Source organism: Nitrospirillum amazonense (assembly GCF_029594735.1).
GTDB lineage: Bacteria > Pseudomonadota > Alphaproteobacteria > Azospirillales > Azospirillaceae > Nitrospirillum > Nitrospirillum amazonense.
The window spans coordinates 479,813-495,536 of sequence record NZ_JARPAF010000001.1 but is presented as its reverse complement, the minus strand read 5'-3'; the positions used below and the strand labels follow the sequence as shown (position 1 = coordinate 495,536).

Genomic DNA, 15,724 nt, shown 5'->3' with positions numbered 1-15,724 from the left:
ACGCCCCGATGGGGGCTTTATAGCTTCCGGGCGCAGCCTTCGCTGTCGCGTGGACGCGTGGGCGGAGGGATGGCGATGCCGGTGCTTGGGGGACGGTTGGCTTTGGTGCGCCGTGAAAAAGCAGCAGCCCAGCTGACCGGCGACGGTCTGTGGGATCGCATCCGGACCGAGGCGGAGGAAGCCCTGGCCGGCGCGCCCATGTTGGCGCCCCTATTCCTGGATTCCATCATCAACCAGTCCTCGTTCGAGACGGCGCTGTTCCACCGCATCGCGGCGCGCCTGAAGAACGACGTGGTGTCGCAGCCCCTGATCGTCGACACCTTCAACCAGGCGGCGGCCGACGACACCACGCTGGCGGCGGCCCTGCGCGCGGACATCACCGCCGTGCTGGATCGGGACCCGGCCTGCGAGCGGCTGATTGAGCCCTTCCTTTATTTCAAGGGCTTCCACGCCATTCAGACCCACCGGCTGGCCCATTGGCTGTGGATCAACGGGGCGCGTGACTTCGCGCTGTACCTGCAGAGCCGCTCATCCGAGGTGTTCCAGACCGACATCCACCCGGCTGCCGCCATTGGCCAAGGCGTCTTCCTCGACCACGCGACCGGTCTGGTGGTGGGCGAGACGGCGGTGATTGAGGATGACGTGTCGCTGTTGCAGGACGTGACCCTGGGCGGCACCGGCAAGAATACGACCGACCGCCATCCAAAGGTGCGCAAGGGCACGATCATCGGCGCCGGCGCCAAGATCCTGGGCAATATCGAGATCGGTGCCTACACCCGCGTCGCCGCCGGCTCGGTCGTGCTGCGGCCGACGGAACCTTATTCCACCGTCGCCGGCATCCCGGCCAAGGTGGTGAAGGTGGACGAGGCGGGGCGACAGGCGGCCCAGCAGTTGGACCAGGTGCTGAGCGACCTAGCCTACAACTCCTTCAACTACTCCATTTAGGGCAACTACTCCATTTAGGGTCAGCGCAAACTTTGTTGCGAGGCTTAAGCGCCACCTTGACGGGCGCGGCAAGTTGGTCAGGCTGAATGACCTGGCAAATGCCGCTCGAGCCATCAAGGAGCCTCCATGAGCGACCGTCCCTTTCTGCCTCCCGTCCCGGCCGCCTTCTTCGGCATCGTGCTGGGCCTGACCGGCCTGGGTGCCAGCTGGCGGGCGGCCCATGACGCCTGGGGCCTGCCGTCTGCAGTGGGCGAGACGCTGATGGCAGCAGGCGCCGCGGTGTGGGCCATCGTGCTGCTGCTGTACGTCGCCAAATGGATCAACCATCGCGCGGCCGCCCTGGCGGAGGTGGATCATCCCGTCCAATGCTGCTTCATCGGCCTGGCCGGCGTCGCCACCATGCTGGTCGCGGGGGGCGCCCTGCCCCATTCGCGGCCCCTGGCCCTGGCGCTATACACCCTGGGTGCCGCCTTCACCCTGCTGTTCGCCGTGTGGCGCACGGGCGGGCTGTGGCAGGGCGGGCGCGACCCCACCACCACCACCGCCGTGTTGTACCTGCCCACGGTGGCGGGCAGCTTCGTCGCCGCCATCGTGGCGGCGGCCCTGGGCTATCGCGAGGCGGGCCAAATGGCCTTCGGCGCCGGCTTCTTCGGCTGGCTGGCCATCGAGTCCGTGCTGCTGCACCGGCTGCTGACCACGCCGGCCCTGGCCCCTGCTCTGCGCCCCACCCTGGGTGTGCAACTGGCGCCACCGGTAGTGGGTGCGGTCGCCCTGATCAGCGTGGCACCCGACCTGCCGGCCCTTTTCCCCCGCATGCTGGTCGGCTATGGCCTGTTGCAAGCCTTGGTGCTGCTGCGCCTGTTGCCTTGGATTTTGAAGGAATCGTTCACCCCGGCCTTCTGGGCCTTTACCTTCGGCGCTACCGCCTTGGCGACCACGCCAGTCCGCATGACGGCCAGGGGCGACACCGGCGTCCTGGCCCAGTTGGCGCCGGGGCTGTTCCTGCTGGCCAACCTGGTGGTGGGCGTGGTGGCCGCGGGCACGGTGTTCCGCGCCCTGCAGGGCCGCCTGCTACCCCCCACCGTGCCGGCCACGCCTCGCTGACATGCGCGCCTCAAGCCGGCGGAGGCTTGGATGAAAGCGCTATCGGCGGGTACAGAGTAAGCGGGAACGCAACGCCGAGGTTCCGGCCAAGGTCGGACGCTTTTGGGCCAAGTCCCACTTGGGGCCTAAAACGACGAAGCCCGCGCTCACGGGGAGGGCGGGCTTCCCCTCGGCAGGACGGTCGCCGGGTCGTTGCCCCAAGTTCCAAGGTCAGCCGCTTCAGGTTGCCGGCCGCCGCCTTCATGATGACGCGGCCGGGCGGCTCGCGCCTGGGTGTCTCCGGCGAGGCGCGCTTCGCGGCATTCAAGGACTACGTCGCCTCCGGCGGCCGGCTTTCGCTTTTTTAGCGGACTGGCATCGCGAGAATGATGGCGGGACCTTCCAGATATGACCCAGCCCTTTCAAATCGATCTTGGGTTTCTCGCAGCAAACCTCAGCCGGATTTCCCCCGGCGTTCACGAGGGCCGAAACCGCAGCCATCGTCACACCCCCTAAATCAGCCCCAGTTCCAGGCGCGCGCTTTCAGTCATGCGTTCCCGGGTCCAAGGCGGGTCCCAGACCATGTCGACCAGCACCACGCTGACCCCCGGCACCAGCGAGACCAGGTTCTGGACCTGGCCCGGCAGCGTGGTGGCCACGGGACAGGCGGGTGTGGTCAGGGTCATGTTGATATGGACCAGGCCGTCGCGGCGGACCAGCACCCGATAGATCAGGCCAAGATCGACCAGGTTGACCGGTATCTCTGGATCGCGGACGGTGCGCAGCGCCTCGAACACCGCCGCCATCAAGGCGGGGTCGCCGTCGTCCGCCGTCCCGTCCGCCAGCAGTGGTTCTTCCCGGATGATGCGCATGGATGCCGCCCCTATTCCGTCTTCACCGGCACGGGCAGGCCGCCGCCTTTCACCGCCGCCTCCAGCGTGTGCCAGGCCAAGGTCGCGCACTTCACCCGCGTGGGGTAGGCCTTGACCCCCGTCAGGGGCTGCAGCCGCTCCCCCTCCTCCGCCAGTGCAACAGGCAAATCACCGCCCCCGCCTGTCACGGCGCCGTGGAAATGGCCAAACAGGGCCTCGGCCTCCGCCAGAGTCTTGTTCAGTACGACCTCCGTCATCAGGGAGGCGGAGGCGGTGGAGATGGCGCAGCCCTTGCCCTCGAAACTGACATCCACGATGCGGTCGCCATCCAGGCGCAGGAAGATGGTGACCTTGTCGCCGCACAGCGGGTTATGGCCATGGGCGAAGTGGCTGGGCGTGGCCAAGGCCCGGAAATTGCGGGGGGAACGGCCGTGGTCCAGGATGATGTCCTGGTAGAGATCGCGCAAATCCATGGGGATGCCCCTTCCTATCGCGCCGCGACACCAAACAGCTTTTGCGCCGCGCGGATGGCCTCGGCCAGGCGCTCCACGTCAGCCTCCGTGCTGTAGACCCCAAACGAGGCGCGGGCCGTCGCCGGCAGGTCCAGCCGGTCCATCAGCGGTTGGGCGCAGTGGTGGCCAGCCCGCACCGCAACGTCGTGCTGGTCGAAAATGGTGGCCAGATCGTGCGGGTGGATGCCGTCCACCAGGAAGGACAGGGCACCCAGCCGGCTGCCGCCCGCCGCCACCAGGCTGACCCCCGGGATTTCCGTCAGCAGCGCCTCGGCATAACGGGTCAGGGCAGCTTCATGGTCGCGGATGGCAGCGCGACCCAGCCCGTCCATGAAGTCCAGCGCCAGGGCCAGGCCGACGGCGCCGGCGATGTCGGGCGTCCCGGCCTCGAACCGCTGGGGGGCGTCCTGGTAGGTGGTCTCAGCGAAGCTGACGGTGCGGATCATATCGCCGCCACCCTGCCAGGGGGGCATGGCATCCAGCAGCGCGCGCTTGGCGTACAGCACGCCGATGCCGGTAGGGCCATAGCACTTGTGGCCAGAGAAGACGTAGAAGTCGCAATCCAGCGCCCGCACGTCCACCGGCAGGCGCGGTACCGCCTGGCATCCGTCCAGCAGGACCACGGCGCCCTGGGCGTGGGCCAGGCGCACCACAGCCTCCACCGCCACGACATGGCCGGTGACATTGGCCAAGTGGGTCATGGCTACCAGCCGGGTGCGCGGGCTCAACAGGCCCTGGAACGCCACCAGATCCAAGGCGCCATCGGCACCGATAGGCGCCACCACCAGCTCTATCCCCAAGCGCTGGCGCAGCATCTGCCACGGCACGATATTGGAATGGTGCTCCAACTCCGACACCACCACCTGGTCACCGGGGCGCAGGAAGGCCGGCCCCCAGCTTTGCGCCACCAGGTTGATGCCCTCCGTGGCACCGCGCACGAAGACGATCTCCGACGAGTCGGTGGCGTTCAGGAAACGCGCCACCGTTTCCCGCGCCGCCTCGAACCGGGCGGTGGAACGGGCGCTCAGGCCGTAGACGCCGCGATGCACGTTGGCATAGTCGGTGCGGTAGAACTCGGCCATGCCGTCGATCACGGCGCGCGGCTTCTGCGCGCTGGCGGCCGTGTCCAGGAAGGTCAGGCCGGGATTGCGCCCGAAGATGGGAAACTGGCGGCGGACAGCCACCGGATCGAACGCGGCGCCATCGGGCCGGATCGCGGCCCGGTCTTCCAGCAGCAGGGTCATGACGCACCCCCATCCAGCCAGCGCCGCAGGTGCCGGCGGGCCAGGGCGGCCAGCGCATCCGGCAGGCCGGCGGCATCGATGGCGTCGACGGCGAAGGCCTCCACCAGCATGCGGCGGGCGGCGTCCGGATCGATCCCGCGCGCCTGGAGATAGAACAGCGACGCCTCGTCCAGACTACCCACCGTGGCGCCGTGGCTGCACTTCACGTCGTCGGCCAGGATTTCCAGTTCCGGCTTGGTGTCCACCCGCGCCTGGGGGCTGAGCAGCAGGTTGCGGTTCAGCTGGCGCGCGTCGGTGCCGTCGGCGCCCGGCGCCACGGCCACGGTGCCCAGGAACACGCCGTGAGAGGCCCCCGCCAGCACGCCCTTCACCACTTCCTCCGTGCGGCAGCCCAGGCCCAGATGATCGGCCCGGACCGACAGGGTGGCCTCCTGCCCGCCGTCCAGCAGATAGGCGCCGTGCAGGCGGAATTGCGCCCCGTCGCCGGCCAGGGTGACCGCCACGTCCCGCCGGGACAGGCGCCCGCCGGTGATCAGGGTGCAGGTCTCATACCGGGCCTGGTCCGCCAGCACGGCCCGCACCGCGGTCGTATGGCAGGCGGCCGGATCCTCCGCCTGGATGTGTACGTGGGTCAGCGCGGCACCCGCGCCCAGGGTGATGACGCCGACGGTATTGCCCCAGCCGGCCCCCGTGCTTATCGCCGTTTCCACCACCATGGCCTGGGCACCCGCCCCGAGGGCAATGTGCAGACGGGCATGGGCGGCGGACCTGGTGTGATGGATGATCTCCACCGGCGTTTCCAGCACCACGCCCGGTTCCAGCGCCAGGACCGCCCCGTCGGTGAACAGGGCGGCGTTCAGGGCGGCAAATGCCTCCTCACCTTCCCCGAAGGCGCGTTCCAGCATGTCCGGTCGGCACCGCAACGTCTCCGCCACCGAGGCAAGCCATACGCCAGCCGGCAGAGTTCCACCGGCCGACAGCGCGGGCGCGAACCGGCCGTCCACCAGGACCAGCCGATGGGTGGGAACAGGCAGCAGCCAGGGCGCCAGCGACGCCGGTGCCGGCCCATCGCCACCGCCTGCTGACGGCAGGGGAGGCGCCGGCAGGGGGGGCGCCGCGATCAGCGGTTCCAGGTCGGTGAACCGCCAGGCTTCCTGCCGCCGGGTGGGAAAGCCCAGCAGGGCGAAGCGGTCCATCGCCACCCGCCGGCGGGTGGTGAGCCAGGCGGGTTCCGCCACCGTGGCCAGCAGCTGGTCGAAGGCGTCGCGGAACGGTGCGCTGTCGTCTGTCATCAGCATGGCATCGCCCCCGCTCAAGCCGCGTCGCCCAGATAAGCGTAGCCGGTGCGCTCCAATTCGGCGGCGAAGGTCTTGTCACCGGACGCGACGATGCGTCCGTCGGCCAACACATGCACCCGGTCAGGCACGATATAGTCCAGCAGCCGCTGGTAATGGGTGATCATGACGATGGCGCGGGCCGGATCGCGCAGGCGGTTGACACCGTCCGACACGGCGCGCAGGGCGTCGATGTCCAGGCCGCTGTCGGTTTCATCCAGGATGGCCAGCTTCGGCTCCAGCATGGCCATCTGGAAAATCTCGTTCCGCTTCTTCTCCCCGCCGGAGAAGCCGACATTGACCGCGCGCCGCAGCAGGTCGTCACCGATGTCCAGCAGCTTCAGCCGGTCGCGCACGGCCTTCAGGAACTGCTGCGCGTCCAGTTCCGCCTGGCCGCGCTGGCGGCGCCCGGCGTTCAGGGCCGCGCGCAGGAAGTACATGTTGTTCACGCCCGGTATCTCCACCGGGTACTGGAAGGCCAGGAACACCCCTTCCCGCGCTCGCTCGTCCGCCGGCATGGCCAGCAGGTCCCGGCCCAGGTAGCGCACCGTGCCCCCGGTCACCTCATACCCCGGCTTGCCCGCCAGCACGCTGGACAGGGTGCTCTTGCCCGCACCGTTGGGGCCCATGATGGCGTGCACCTCCCCCGCCGCCACGTCCAGGTCGATGCCCTTCAGCACCTCCCGCCCATTGGCGATGCGGGCCCGCAGTCCACGGATTTCCAGAAGCTTGCTCATGATGGTTCCCTTCGCTGGGTCGGGGTTGCGGGGGTATCAAGCGGCCTAGCCCACGCTGCCTTCCAGGCTTACGGCCAGCAGCTTCTGCGCCTCGACCGCGAACTCCATGGGCAGTTCGTTCAGCACTTCCTTGCAGAAACCGTTCACGATCAGCGACAGCGCGTCTTCCGCCGTCAGGCCGCGCTGCTGGCAATAGAACATCTGGTCTTCGCTGATCTTCGATGTCGTCGCCTCATGCTCCACCTTGGCACCCGGATGGCGCACGTCGATGTAGGGCACGGTGTGGGCGCCGCAGCGCTTGCCGATCAGCAGGCTGTCGCACTGGGTATAGTTGCGGGCGCCGTCGGCATTCGACAGCACCTTGACTTGGCCGCGATAGGTGTTCTGCCCCCGGCCGGCCGAGATGCCCTTGGAAATGACGGTCGAGCTGGTGTCGCGCCCGATGTGGATCATCTTGGTGCCGGTGTCGGCCTGCTGACGGTTGTTGGTAATGGCCACGGAATAGAAGGCGCCGGTAGACCCTTCCCCTTCCAGCAGGCAGCTGGGATACTTCCAGGTGATGGCACTGCCCGTCTCCACCTGCGCCCAGCTGATCTTGGATCGGGCCCCCCGGCAGGCGCCGCGCTTGGTGACGAAGTTGTAGATGCCGCCCTTGCCGTTCTCGTCCCCGGGATACCAGTTCTGGACGGTGGCGTACTTGATCTCCGCATCCTCCAGCGCCACCAATTCCACCACGGCGGCATGCAGCTGGTTTTCGTCCCGCTGCGGCGCTGTGCAACCTTCCAGGTAGCTGACATAGGCGCCCTTGTCGGCAATCAGCAACGTGCGCTCGAACTGCCCCGTCTTGGCGGCGTTGATGCGAAAGTAGGTGGACAGTTCCATGGGACAGCGGACACCCGCCGGCACGTAGACGAAGGAACCGTCGCTAAACACCGCTGAATTGAGCGCCGCGAAGAAATTGTCACCCTGGGGGACGACGGAACCCAGGTAACGCCGCACCAGCTCCGGATGCTCCCGCACCGCCTCACCAAAGGAGCAGAAGATGATGCCCAGGTCGGCCAGCTTGTCCTTGAAGGTGGTGGCGACCGACACGCTGTCGAACACGGCGTCCACCGCCACCCCGGCCAGGGCCGCGCGCTCCCCCAGGGGGATGCCCAGCTTCTCGTAGGTTTTCAGCAGCTCGGGATCGACCTCGTCCAGGCTCTTGGGGCCGGACGCGGCCTTGGGCGCGGAATAATAGCTGGCGGCCTGGTAGTCGATGGGAGCGATGTCCAGCTTGGCCCAATCCGGCGGCGCCATCGTCTGCCAGCGGCGGAAGGCCTTCAGCCGCCATTCCAGCAGCCACGCCGGCTCCCCCTTCTTGGCGGAGATGAAGCGGACGGTGTCCTCGTTCAGGCCGGGCGGCGCGTCTTCCGTCTCCACATCGGTGGTGAAGCCGTATTTGTAGCCCTCCGCCTGGACGATGCCCTCCAACAGGCCGGTGGACGGGGCGTTGCTGGCGGGGCGGTTCGCGGTCGCGCTGTCCGACATGGCGGTCCATCCGATCGTGGCTGGGTCTTGGCTAAGCAGGATGATCAGCAACGGCCGTGCCAGCCGCCTGAAGTCAGGATTCCCGGGCCTTTCCAAGGGACTGGCCTCGTCGGCAACCGGACGTTTGTTGCAATCCCGACAGGGGGATTTGGAACGAACGTCGCCGCCGCACGTGCTTTCCGCCGCCACCGCCACCGGCATGTTTCCTGCAAAACCGGCCTTCGATAGGACCAGAACAGAGGCGGCGCCATGATCACCGAAGCGGTTTCCCAGCAGACGATCTTTGAGGCTATCGGCGGCCAGGCGGCCGTCGACCGGCTGGTGGAGGCGTTCTACCACCAGATGGACACCCTGCCGGAGGTGCGCGGCCTGCGCGCAATGCACGCCCCCGACCTGACGGAAACCAAGCGCGTGCTGAAGCTCTATCTGGCCCAATGGATGGGCGGCCCCGCCGATTATTCGGCGGAGCGCGGGCATCCGCGCCTGCGGGCGCGGCACCTGGGCTTCACGGTGGGGGTGGCCGAGCGCGACGCCTGGCTGCTGTGCATGAGCCAGGCGCTGATGGCCACCGTGCCGGATGCGGATTTGCGCGGGGCCATCCTGCAGGCGCTGACGCCCTTGGCCGACTGGATGCGCAACCAGCCCGGACAATAATGCCCTCAGCCGCTGAAGGACGCGACCGCGTCCGCCGGAGATTTCTGAGGGAGCCGAAAGCGGGCTGGAGGCCCCGCAAAGGGGCGGCCTAGGCGGCGGCCTCCCCCTTCAGGCTCTCGATCTCTGATCGCGCCAGGCGGAACACACCCCGGCCGCCGGCGAGGGCCTGGTAGGGGCCAGTGGCTTTCAGGCTCAGCAGGTTGAACCAGGCCTGGGCCGGAACGGCGGCCGGCCGCTCCCCTATCTCCGTCACCGTGCCGTCCGGCGCGAAGCGGACGTGGATCATCACCGTCTCGACGTGCATTCCTGTTCCCCTCGTCAGAAGCCGGAGCCGAAGCCCAACAGTTCAACCTTGATGGGTTCGGTCCCCAGCACCTTGGCCTGGCAGGCCAGGCGCGATTTCGATCCCACGCCGACCATGGCGTCCAGCCGCTCATTCTCTTCCCGCGCGATGCGGGAGAGGCCCTTGCGCCCTTCCTGGACGAAGACGTGACAGGTCCCGCACGAGGCCTTGCCGTCGCACTTGTGGGTCAGGGTCTCGTCCGCCGCCAGGATGGCGGCCAGCAGGGTCATGCCCTCGGCGGCGTCTATGGTCTTGCCGGACGGCAGGATGGTGAGCAGCGACATGTCCAAAAGCTCCCTCAAGGTTTTGATCAGGGGTCAGTAAATCGCCGCCCCGGCGCCGACGTTGACCGACGCATCCTTCATCGTCTCGACGATGTGGGCGATCTGGTCCTCGTTGAGGTGCGTGTGGAACGGCAGGGCGATGGCGCGGTCCGCCACCTTCTCCGTGACGAAGTAATCGCCCCGGCGATAACCCAGGTCGAAGTAATGCCGCTGCAGATGCAGGGGCTGGCCGAAGGCGGCGGCCTCGACCTCGGCCAGCCGCAAATCCTCCACGATGGCGTCGCGGCTGGAGCGGGAGAAGCGCGTGCCCAGGTGCACCTGGTAAAGGAACCAGTTCACCTCGGTGACGTCCGGCCCGACATAGGGGTCCTTGATGCCCTCGAACGACTGGAGGTACTTGAAATACAGATGCTGCACGCCCCGGCGCCTCTCCAGGATCTCATCCAGGCGGCGCAGCTGCGCCAGGCCCAGGGCGGACGCCAGGTCGCTCAAGGCCGCCTGATAAGGAGCCGTGCCGCCCACCACCACGGAGGTTCGCTCGGCCAGGCGATGGCGGCATTGCCGGCGCAGGGCCATGGCGATGTCCACGTCATCGGTCACCACCATGCCGCCCTCGCCACAGCACAACGCGCCGGGCTGGGAGAAATCGAACACGGCGGTGTCGCCGAAGGTCCCGACCAAACCGCCCTGGTAACGGGAGCCGATGGCCTCCGTGCTGTCCTCGATCAGCACCAGGCCGTGCCGGTTCGCCAGGTCCCGCAACCCCGCCCATGCGGCCGGGTGGCCATTGGTGTTGGCGGCCACGATGGCGCGCGTGTCGGGCGTGATGCGGACGGCCACCTTGTCCGGCGCCAGCGTCCCCGCCCAATAGTCGATATCGGCGAAGACCGGCCGGGCGCCGGACAGGCTGACAGCATGCTGGGTCTCGCGGAAACCGTAGGGGGAGAGAATGACCTCCTGCCCCGGGCCGATGCCGTGGGCGCGCAGCGCCATCAGCAGGCCCAGCGTGCCGCTGGCCACCGCCACCGCGTAGCGCCGGCCAAGATATGCCGCGAACGCCTCTTCGAACGCCTCCGTCACGGCGCCGGCGGCCAGGTTGGGGGTGCGCAGCACCCGCTCCACCGCCGCCAGTTCCGCCGGCGTGATGTCCGGATCGCTGAGACGGATCAGGTCCGCCGCCGCCGGCACCTCGGCCAGCGTGGTCATGATCCCACCCGCCGGGCCAGCAGCACGCCGGTGGCATCGGCGGGCTCCGCCGTCAGGCGCACGCAATGCCCGCTGCCGTCCAGCAAATGCACGTCAAAACCGCCGTAGCGGCGGAAGGGATCCTCCGCCACGTCCGACGCGTCGCAGCGCGTCCAGGCCAGATGGGGCAGCTGGCGGCGCAGGGTGGCGAAGGCATCCTCGGATGCGGCGGCCAGGACCGCATCCAACATCCCCAGGTCTTCCACGCTCAACGCCATGTCGTCCCCCGTCATTGCCAGAACTGCCGGTCGGCATCCACGTTCAGCAGGTCCAGCAGGTCGCCCAGCCGGCCGAAGGCGCCGTGCGGCTCCCAGGTCCCCTGGGCGTGGTCCTTGCGATACAGCCGCCAATACCCCTGGCTGAACTGGATCAGCGCCACGTCGATGATCCCGCCCTCGCGGTCCACGTTGCGGGAACAGCAGGGGCTTTCGATGCGATAGCCGCCCTGGGCCGGCACGACGCTGGGCCGGACGTAGAGGTAGCGCTGGCGCGCCTGCAACGCGCGCTCGATGCGCTTGCGGTCCACATCGTTGGGATGCCCCGCCGCGGTGAGACCTTGCGACGCCGCCATCATGCACATACCTCCTCCCGTGGGGTCCTCCCCTGGCTCCCTCATAACAACGGCATTTGATCGTGACCGCTCAAATGCCCCTCAGACGCCGGGCGCCAGCATCCGCTGGCTTGGCTTCTCCTCGATTTCCAGTCCGCCTTCGGCTCCCCGGAAATCTCCGGTGCCCGCCGTCGCGGGCTACAGCGGCACGAGCCGCTGTCCCGTGCCGCTGGTATCAGACAGGAACGATCTCTTCCTCCAGGCAGCCGATCACCCGCCGGTCGGGGAATTCGACCAAGTAGATGGGCGTGCCGCTGTCCACATGGGTCCCGACCTGCACGATCTCCCCCACCGTGCCCGCCGGTTCCAGCAGGGCGTCGGCCGGCGTGTCGGGATAGCCGCCGTCGTTGACCAAGTCGCTGACCACGCGCATGCGCTGTCCCCACTGGTACAGGGGTTGGCGGGGCTCAATCATGGTCGCCCCCTGACGGCCCGGCCCGGCACCGGCAGGGCGGTGGGCAGGGGCAGGTCGTCCTCGTCGGCAACCGCCAGCACGGCCTCCAGCTCCTTGCGCTTCATGCCCACGCGGTTGCCGCTGCCCGGGAATTCGACGCCGTAGATGTAGAATTGCTGGAGGAAGGTGCCGATGCTGACGACGTAGCCTTCCTCCCCCTTCTTGGCGAGGATGTCGCCGATCTCCTTGCCGGCGTAGGTGCCGTCGTTGCGGACGGTGCGCCGGGACCGCACCTTTTCCCCATAGGTGAAGGTGGGGGGATCGACGATCTCCACCACGTCGCTGTCGCGGACGATGTTGCTCATGACACAATTTCCAACATGGTGGGCTCCAATATGGCGGGCTCCAGCGTCCGAGGCGTTGTAGGCGGCAACAGGCGTGACGCCACCATTTCCCGCACCAGGATGTCCTCATCCCGGGCCAGGTCGGTGACTTGCGCCACGGGCAGGCGGCTGGCGACCTCGAACCGCACCCGCCAGTCGGGGTCGCGCTTCAGGCGGGCCAGCAGGTCGCCCGGCAGGCGCTTGGACACCTCGTACCGCACGTCGGCGTCGGCATCGGCCGCCATGCGGATCAGCCACTCGACAGGCGCGCGGGCGGCGACCATGCGGCGCACCTCCGGCTCCTTGTCCTCGATCATGCGGGCCAGCAGGCCGGGACCGACGCGGCGCGCCACCATCAGGCGCACGTAGTAATCGGGGTCGCGGACCATGGAGATCAAGTCGGCTTCGTCCAGCAGGGCGGCGACGCGGATGCGCACCTCGCGGTGGGGATCGTCGCGCAGGCGCAGGGCGTAGCGCCGGGGCAGGCGTCGCACCGCGTTCCAGCGCACCGCCTCCTCCGGATCGTCCAGCATGGGCGGCAGCAGGAAGATGTCGGCGTGCTTGGCCGCGATCGCCCGCACCTCGAAATGGGGATGGCGCACATGGGTGTCCGCCAGGGTGGGATTCCAGGTGAAGAAGCGGTCGATGCGGCGGGCGTAGCGATCGTTGACGCAGGCGTGCTTCAGCCGACACCGGCCGGCCGCCAGCAGGGCGGCATAACCGCAGGCATCGCAGGAAATGGCATTGCCCCGCCAGTCCACGGCCTCGTCGATGTCAGTCATGGTCGTCCTCTCCCATGCGCTGGATGACGTTCAGCAGCACCTGGGCGCCGACCTTGTCGCTGGGGTCCAGTTCCAGCAGCTTGAGGACGGCCGCCAAGCCCTCGTCCAGACCGCCCATGCGCATGTGCAGGTAGGCGTAGCCCTTGAGGGTGAACAGGAAGAAGCGGGGCAGCGGCGCGTCGAAGCGGCCGAAATCCGCGTCCGTGGCCACCACCTGGCGCCAATCGGCCGGCAGCTTGTTGTCCTGCGCCGCCTTGGCCAGGCAAAGGCGGGCGATATCCAGCGCGTCCTTCAGACGGCCCTTGTAGAAATAGAAGCGGTAGAGGGCGATCAGGACGGCCGGATGCCAGGGTGCCGCCAGGCGCGCCAGACGCAGATGGCGTTCCGCCACCTCCTCCAGATGATAGGCCTGGGCGGCGGCCGACAGGTTGTGGTGCACATCCGGCGGCAGGCCGCCGCCCAACACGGCGGCGGACAGCCATTCGTCATCGGGGATGGGCGGCCGCCCGCCTTTCCGGAATGGCGTCGCAGCCGCCTTTTGCCCTGCCCGCATGGCCCCATTCCCTCTCATCCGGCACCCGCCTATTGCAGCCGCACGATGGGCGTGGGTGCCGTGGCGCAGGAGGTGGCGGCCTTGGGGTCGCGGAACACCAGGCCGCTCTGCGCAGTGCCGTCCGCGAAGTCGATGGTGACGCCGGCCAGCAGCAGGCGGCTTTCCGTGGGCAGGAACAGACGCAGGCCGTAGCACTCCACCACGGCGTCGCCAGGCTCTGGCGCCGCGCGGACGCTCATGTCGGCCGACAGGCCGGAACAGCCACCGGGGCTCAGGACCAGGCGGAACCCGGCCTCGGGCCCGCCATCGGCCCGCAGCATGAAGCGGATGAAACGCTCGGCCGCCGGGGTGATCGTGAAGGTCATCGCCATCCCCCTCAGCCGGCCGCCTGATAGCGGGGATAGGTGGTGTCGATGACGCAGGTGTTGTCCACTGGGCAGACGGCGACACACTGCGGCACATCGAAATACCCGATGCATTCCGTGCACTTCTTCGGATTGATGACGAAGGTGCCGCCCTTTTCCGAAATCGCCACGTTCGGGCACTCCGCCTCGCAGGCGGAGCAGCTGGTGCATTGCGAGGCGATGATCTTGTAGGCCATGCTTCATATTCTCCTTCGGGTGGATGGGTCCGGGGCCGGATGCGGCCCGCCCCGGTCCAAATGGAATGCGCATCAGGCGGCGACGATCAGGGCGCCCTGGCGGATGGCGGCATCGCCGCGCGGGCTGTGGACCAGCTCACCGGCCGCCACCTTCCCCAGGTAGCCCTTGAACCAGGCGATGGCGGATTTCTCGATGAACTCATGGGCGTACTGGTCCACGGGCTCGATGCCCGCCCCCAGCAGGTCCGCCTTGGGACAGCCGCCGATCTTGGCGACGAAGACGGCGTGACAGTCGTTGATGGCGCGGATGACGGTCTGCAGGTTGTCCTCATCGCCAAAGCCACCCTGGCAATAGAGGTCGACGCGCCGGTGACCCACGAACTTGGCCCCGGCGGTGGACAGCTCGTAGACCTGGAATTCCTTGGCGTGGCCGAAGTGCTCGTTGATCAGGCCCGAGCCCTTGGTCGCCACCGCCACCAGCAGGGTGATGTCGCTGCGCGCGCCTGCAAGCGTGGCCAGTTCCTCCTGCTTGGCGGCCACCTTGGCCACCCGTTCCTCCTCCACCCGCGCCTGGTAGGCCTGGCGGCCCTCCAGGTCGTAGTCGACCTCCATTTCCATGATCTTTTCGGTGGTGAATTCGGCGCTGCGATCCTCGCCCAGCAGGCCGACGGCGTCGGCCCGGCACTGGCGGCAGTGCCGCATCATGTTCATCTCGCCCTCGCAGTCATCCTGCAGGGCCTTCAGTTCCTGGGCGGTGGGGCCGCGCTGGCCCGTCAGGCCGAAAACGGTGCCGTGCTCGGGCGCGGAGATCAGGGGCATGATGTTGTGCAGGAAGGCGCCACGCGACTTCACCGCCCGGTTCACCTCCACCAGATGCCGGTCGTTGACGCCCGGGATCATGACGGAGTTGACCTTGCACAGGATCCCCCGCTCGGTCAGCATTTCCAGCCCGCGCAGCTGGCGCTCGGTCAGCAGCCGCGCCGCCTCCACGCCCGTGTAGCGCTTGTGGTTCCAATAGACCCAGGGATAGATCTTCGCCCCCACCTCCGGATCCACCATGTTGATGGTGATGGTGACGTGGTCGACGTTGTAGCGCGCGATGGTGTCGACATGGTCGGGCAGCGCCAGGCCGTTGGTGGACAGGCACAGCTTGATGTCGGGCGCGGTCTGGGAGATCAGCTCGAAGGTCTTGAACGTCTTGGCCGGATTGGCCAGCGGGTCGCCCGGCCCGGCGATGCCCAGCACGGTCATCTGCGGGATGGTGGAGGCGACGGCCAGCACCTTCCTGGCCGCCTGCTCCGGCGTCAGCCGCTCGCTCACCACGCCGGGGCGGGATTCGTTGGCGCAGTCGTACTTGCGATTGCAGTAGTTGCACTGGATGTTGCAGGCGGGCGCCACGGCGACGTGCATGCGGGCGTAATGGTGATGCGCCTCCTCGCTGTAGCAGGGGTGGTTCTTCACCTTCTCCCAAATCTCGGTCGGCAAGTCGCCCTGGCCGGCGGCGGAACCGCAGCTGGCCTTGCCGCTGCCCCCTTGGGTACCACACCCCTTGTGTTCGGCCACCTGCTGCATCACCGCGTCGATGGTGACCAGACGGCCGGCGGCCCCGTCCTGCGTT

The 15,724-nt window shown here is 68.1% G+C and carries 21 protein-coding genes; 3 read left to right on the top strand and 18 right to left on the bottom strand.

What is annotated here, in order from left to right; genetic code table 11:
- The first annotated feature begins 105 nt into the window (after nt 1–105).
- Both cysE and tehA read left to right on the top strand, forming a co-directional pair.
- On the top strand, nt 106–945 hold the full coding sequence (gene cysE, locus P5F91_RS02025) for a serine O-acetyltransferase (RefSeq protein WP_246134528.1): 840 nt from the start codon (nt 106–108) through the stop codon (nt 943–945).
- Nucleotides 946–1,071: 126 nt separating this feature from the next.
- Nucleotides 1,072–2,049: a dicarboxylate transporter/tellurite-resistance protein TehA gene (gene tehA / locus P5F91_RS02020; protein WP_277906330.1), complete on the top strand. Its 978-nt coding sequence runs from the start codon at nt 1,072–1,074 to the stop codon at nt 2,047–2,049.
- Nucleotides 2,050–2,540: 491 nt separating this feature from the next.
- Here the strand turns inward: tehA and P5F91_RS02015 are convergent, their stop codons facing one another.
- The 6 genes from P5F91_RS02015 to sufB are packed head-to-tail and all read right to left on the bottom strand — an operon-like array spanning nt 2,541 to nt 8,257.
- Nucleotides 2,541–2,900 carry an iron-sulfur cluster assembly protein gene (locus P5F91_RS02015; RefSeq protein ID WP_145612681.1) on the bottom strand — a complete coding sequence of 120 codons (360 nt, stop codon included), beginning with the start codon at nt 2,898–2,900 and terminating at the stop codon, nt 2,541–2,543.
- A gap of 11 nt (nt 2,901–2,911) precedes the next feature.
- A complete protein-coding gene (gene sufU / locus P5F91_RS02010; RefSeq protein WP_277906329.1) occupies nt 2,912–3,373 on the bottom strand; it encodes a Fe-S cluster assembly sulfur transfer protein SufU in 462 nt (153 codons plus the stop codon).
- Between the two features lie 14 nt (nt 3,374–3,387).
- On the bottom strand, nt 3,388–4,656 hold the full coding sequence (locus tag P5F91_RS02005; RefSeq protein ID WP_277906328.1) for an aminotransferase class V-fold PLP-dependent enzyme: 1,269 nt from the start codon (nt 4,654–4,656) through the stop codon (nt 3,388–3,390).
- Nucleotides 4,653–5,954, bottom strand: coding sequence for a Fe-S cluster assembly protein SufD (sufD, locus tag P5F91_RS02000; protein ID WP_277906327.1), 1,302 nt, complete (start codon nt 5,952–5,954; stop codon nt 4,653–4,655). Before sufD ends, P5F91_RS02005 begins: the two co-directional genes overlap by 4 nt.
- Nucleotides 5,955–5,968: 14 nt before the next feature.
- Nucleotides 5,969–6,727: a Fe-S cluster assembly ATPase SufC gene (gene sufC, locus P5F91_RS01995; protein WP_277906326.1), complete on the bottom strand. Its 759-nt coding sequence runs from the start codon at nt 6,725–6,727 to the stop codon at nt 5,969–5,971.
- Nucleotides 6,728–6,772: 45 nt separating this feature from the next.
- Nucleotides 6,773–8,257, bottom strand: a complete 1,485-nt coding sequence (sufB, locus tag P5F91_RS01990) for a Fe-S cluster assembly protein SufB (protein WP_277906325.1) — start codon at nt 8,255–8,257, stop codon at nt 6,773–6,775.
- A gap of 249 nt (nt 8,258–8,506) precedes the next feature.
- On the opposite strand from sufB, the gene P5F91_RS01985 reads away from it, so the two are divergent.
- Nucleotides 8,507–8,911: a group II truncated hemoglobin gene (locus P5F91_RS01985; RefSeq protein WP_277906324.1), complete on the top strand. Its 405-nt coding sequence runs from the start codon at nt 8,507–8,509 to the stop codon at nt 8,909–8,911.
- Nucleotides 8,912–8,999: 88 nt separating this feature from the next.
- On the opposite strand, the gene P5F91_RS01980 is transcribed toward P5F91_RS01985, so the two are convergent.
- The 12 genes from P5F91_RS01980 to nifB form a co-directional block, all read right to left on the bottom strand.
- Entirely contained in the window at nt 9,000–9,215 is a 216-nt protein-coding gene (locus P5F91_RS01980) for a hypothetical protein (RefSeq protein ID WP_145612688.1), read from the bottom strand.
- 14 nt (nt 9,216–9,229) lie between these two features.
- Nucleotides 9,230–9,538, bottom strand: a complete 309-nt coding sequence (locus P5F91_RS01975; RefSeq protein WP_145612689.1) for a 2Fe-2S iron-sulfur cluster-binding protein — start codon at nt 9,536–9,538, stop codon at nt 9,230–9,232.
- A 33-nt stretch (nt 9,539–9,571) separates the two neighbouring features.
- Nucleotides 9,572–10,744 carry a DegT/DnrJ/EryC1/StrS family aminotransferase gene (locus P5F91_RS01970; protein WP_277906323.1) on the bottom strand — a complete coding sequence of 391 codons (1,173 nt, stop codon included), beginning with the start codon at nt 10,742–10,744 and terminating at the stop codon, nt 9,572–9,574.
- Nucleotides 10,741–10,974 carry a hypothetical protein gene (locus P5F91_RS01965; RefSeq protein ID WP_277906322.1) on the bottom strand — a complete coding sequence of 78 codons (234 nt, stop codon included), beginning with the start codon at nt 10,972–10,974 and terminating at the stop codon, nt 10,741–10,743. The genes P5F91_RS01970 and P5F91_RS01965 overlap by 4 nt, the downstream gene beginning before the upstream one ends.
- 38 nt (nt 10,975–11,012) lie before the next feature.
- A complete protein-coding gene (locus P5F91_RS01960) occupies nt 11,013–11,357 on the bottom strand; it encodes a DUF3024 domain-containing protein (RefSeq protein ID WP_277906321.1) in 345 nt (114 codons plus the stop codon).
- A 211-nt stretch (nt 11,358–11,568) separates the two neighbouring features.
- Entirely contained in the window at nt 11,569–11,808 is a 240-nt protein-coding gene (locus P5F91_RS01955; protein ID WP_277906320.1) for a nitrogen fixation protein NifZ, read from the bottom strand.
- Nucleotides 11,805–12,152, bottom strand: a complete 348-nt coding sequence (locus tag P5F91_RS01950; protein WP_277906319.1) for a nitrogen fixation protein NifZ — start codon at nt 12,150–12,152, stop codon at nt 11,805–11,807. Before P5F91_RS01950 ends, P5F91_RS01955 begins: the two co-directional genes overlap by 4 nt.
- Nucleotides 12,149–12,952: a 4Fe4S-binding leucine-rich repeat protein gene (locus P5F91_RS01945; protein ID WP_277906318.1), complete on the bottom strand. Its 804-nt coding sequence runs from the start codon at nt 12,950–12,952 to the stop codon at nt 12,149–12,151. The genes P5F91_RS01950 and P5F91_RS01945 overlap by 4 nt, the downstream gene beginning before the upstream one ends.
- Nucleotides 12,945–13,505: a hypothetical protein gene (locus tag P5F91_RS01940; RefSeq protein WP_277906317.1), complete on the bottom strand. Its 561-nt coding sequence runs from the start codon at nt 13,503–13,505 to the stop codon at nt 12,945–12,947. Before P5F91_RS01940 ends, P5F91_RS01945 begins: the two co-directional genes overlap by 8 nt.
- 29 nt (nt 13,506–13,534) lie before the next feature.
- Complete coding sequence (locus P5F91_RS01935) at nt 13,535–13,870, bottom strand: HesB/IscA family protein (RefSeq protein WP_088871209.1); 336 nt, start codon at nt 13,868–13,870, stop codon at nt 13,535–13,537.
- An 11-nt stretch (nt 13,871–13,881) separates the two neighbouring features.
- On the bottom strand, nt 13,882–14,106 hold the full coding sequence (locus tag P5F91_RS01930) for a 4Fe-4S dicluster domain-containing protein (protein ID WP_145612694.1): 225 nt from the start codon (nt 14,104–14,106) through the stop codon (nt 13,882–13,884).
- 72 nt (nt 14,107–14,178) lie between these two features.
- Nucleotides 14,179–15,678 carry a nitrogenase cofactor biosynthesis protein NifB gene (nifB, locus tag P5F91_RS01925; RefSeq protein WP_422394450.1) on the bottom strand — a complete coding sequence of 500 codons (1,500 nt, stop codon included), beginning with the start codon at nt 15,676–15,678 and terminating at the stop codon, nt 14,179–14,181.
- Nucleotides 15,679–15,724 lie beyond the last annotated feature (46 nt).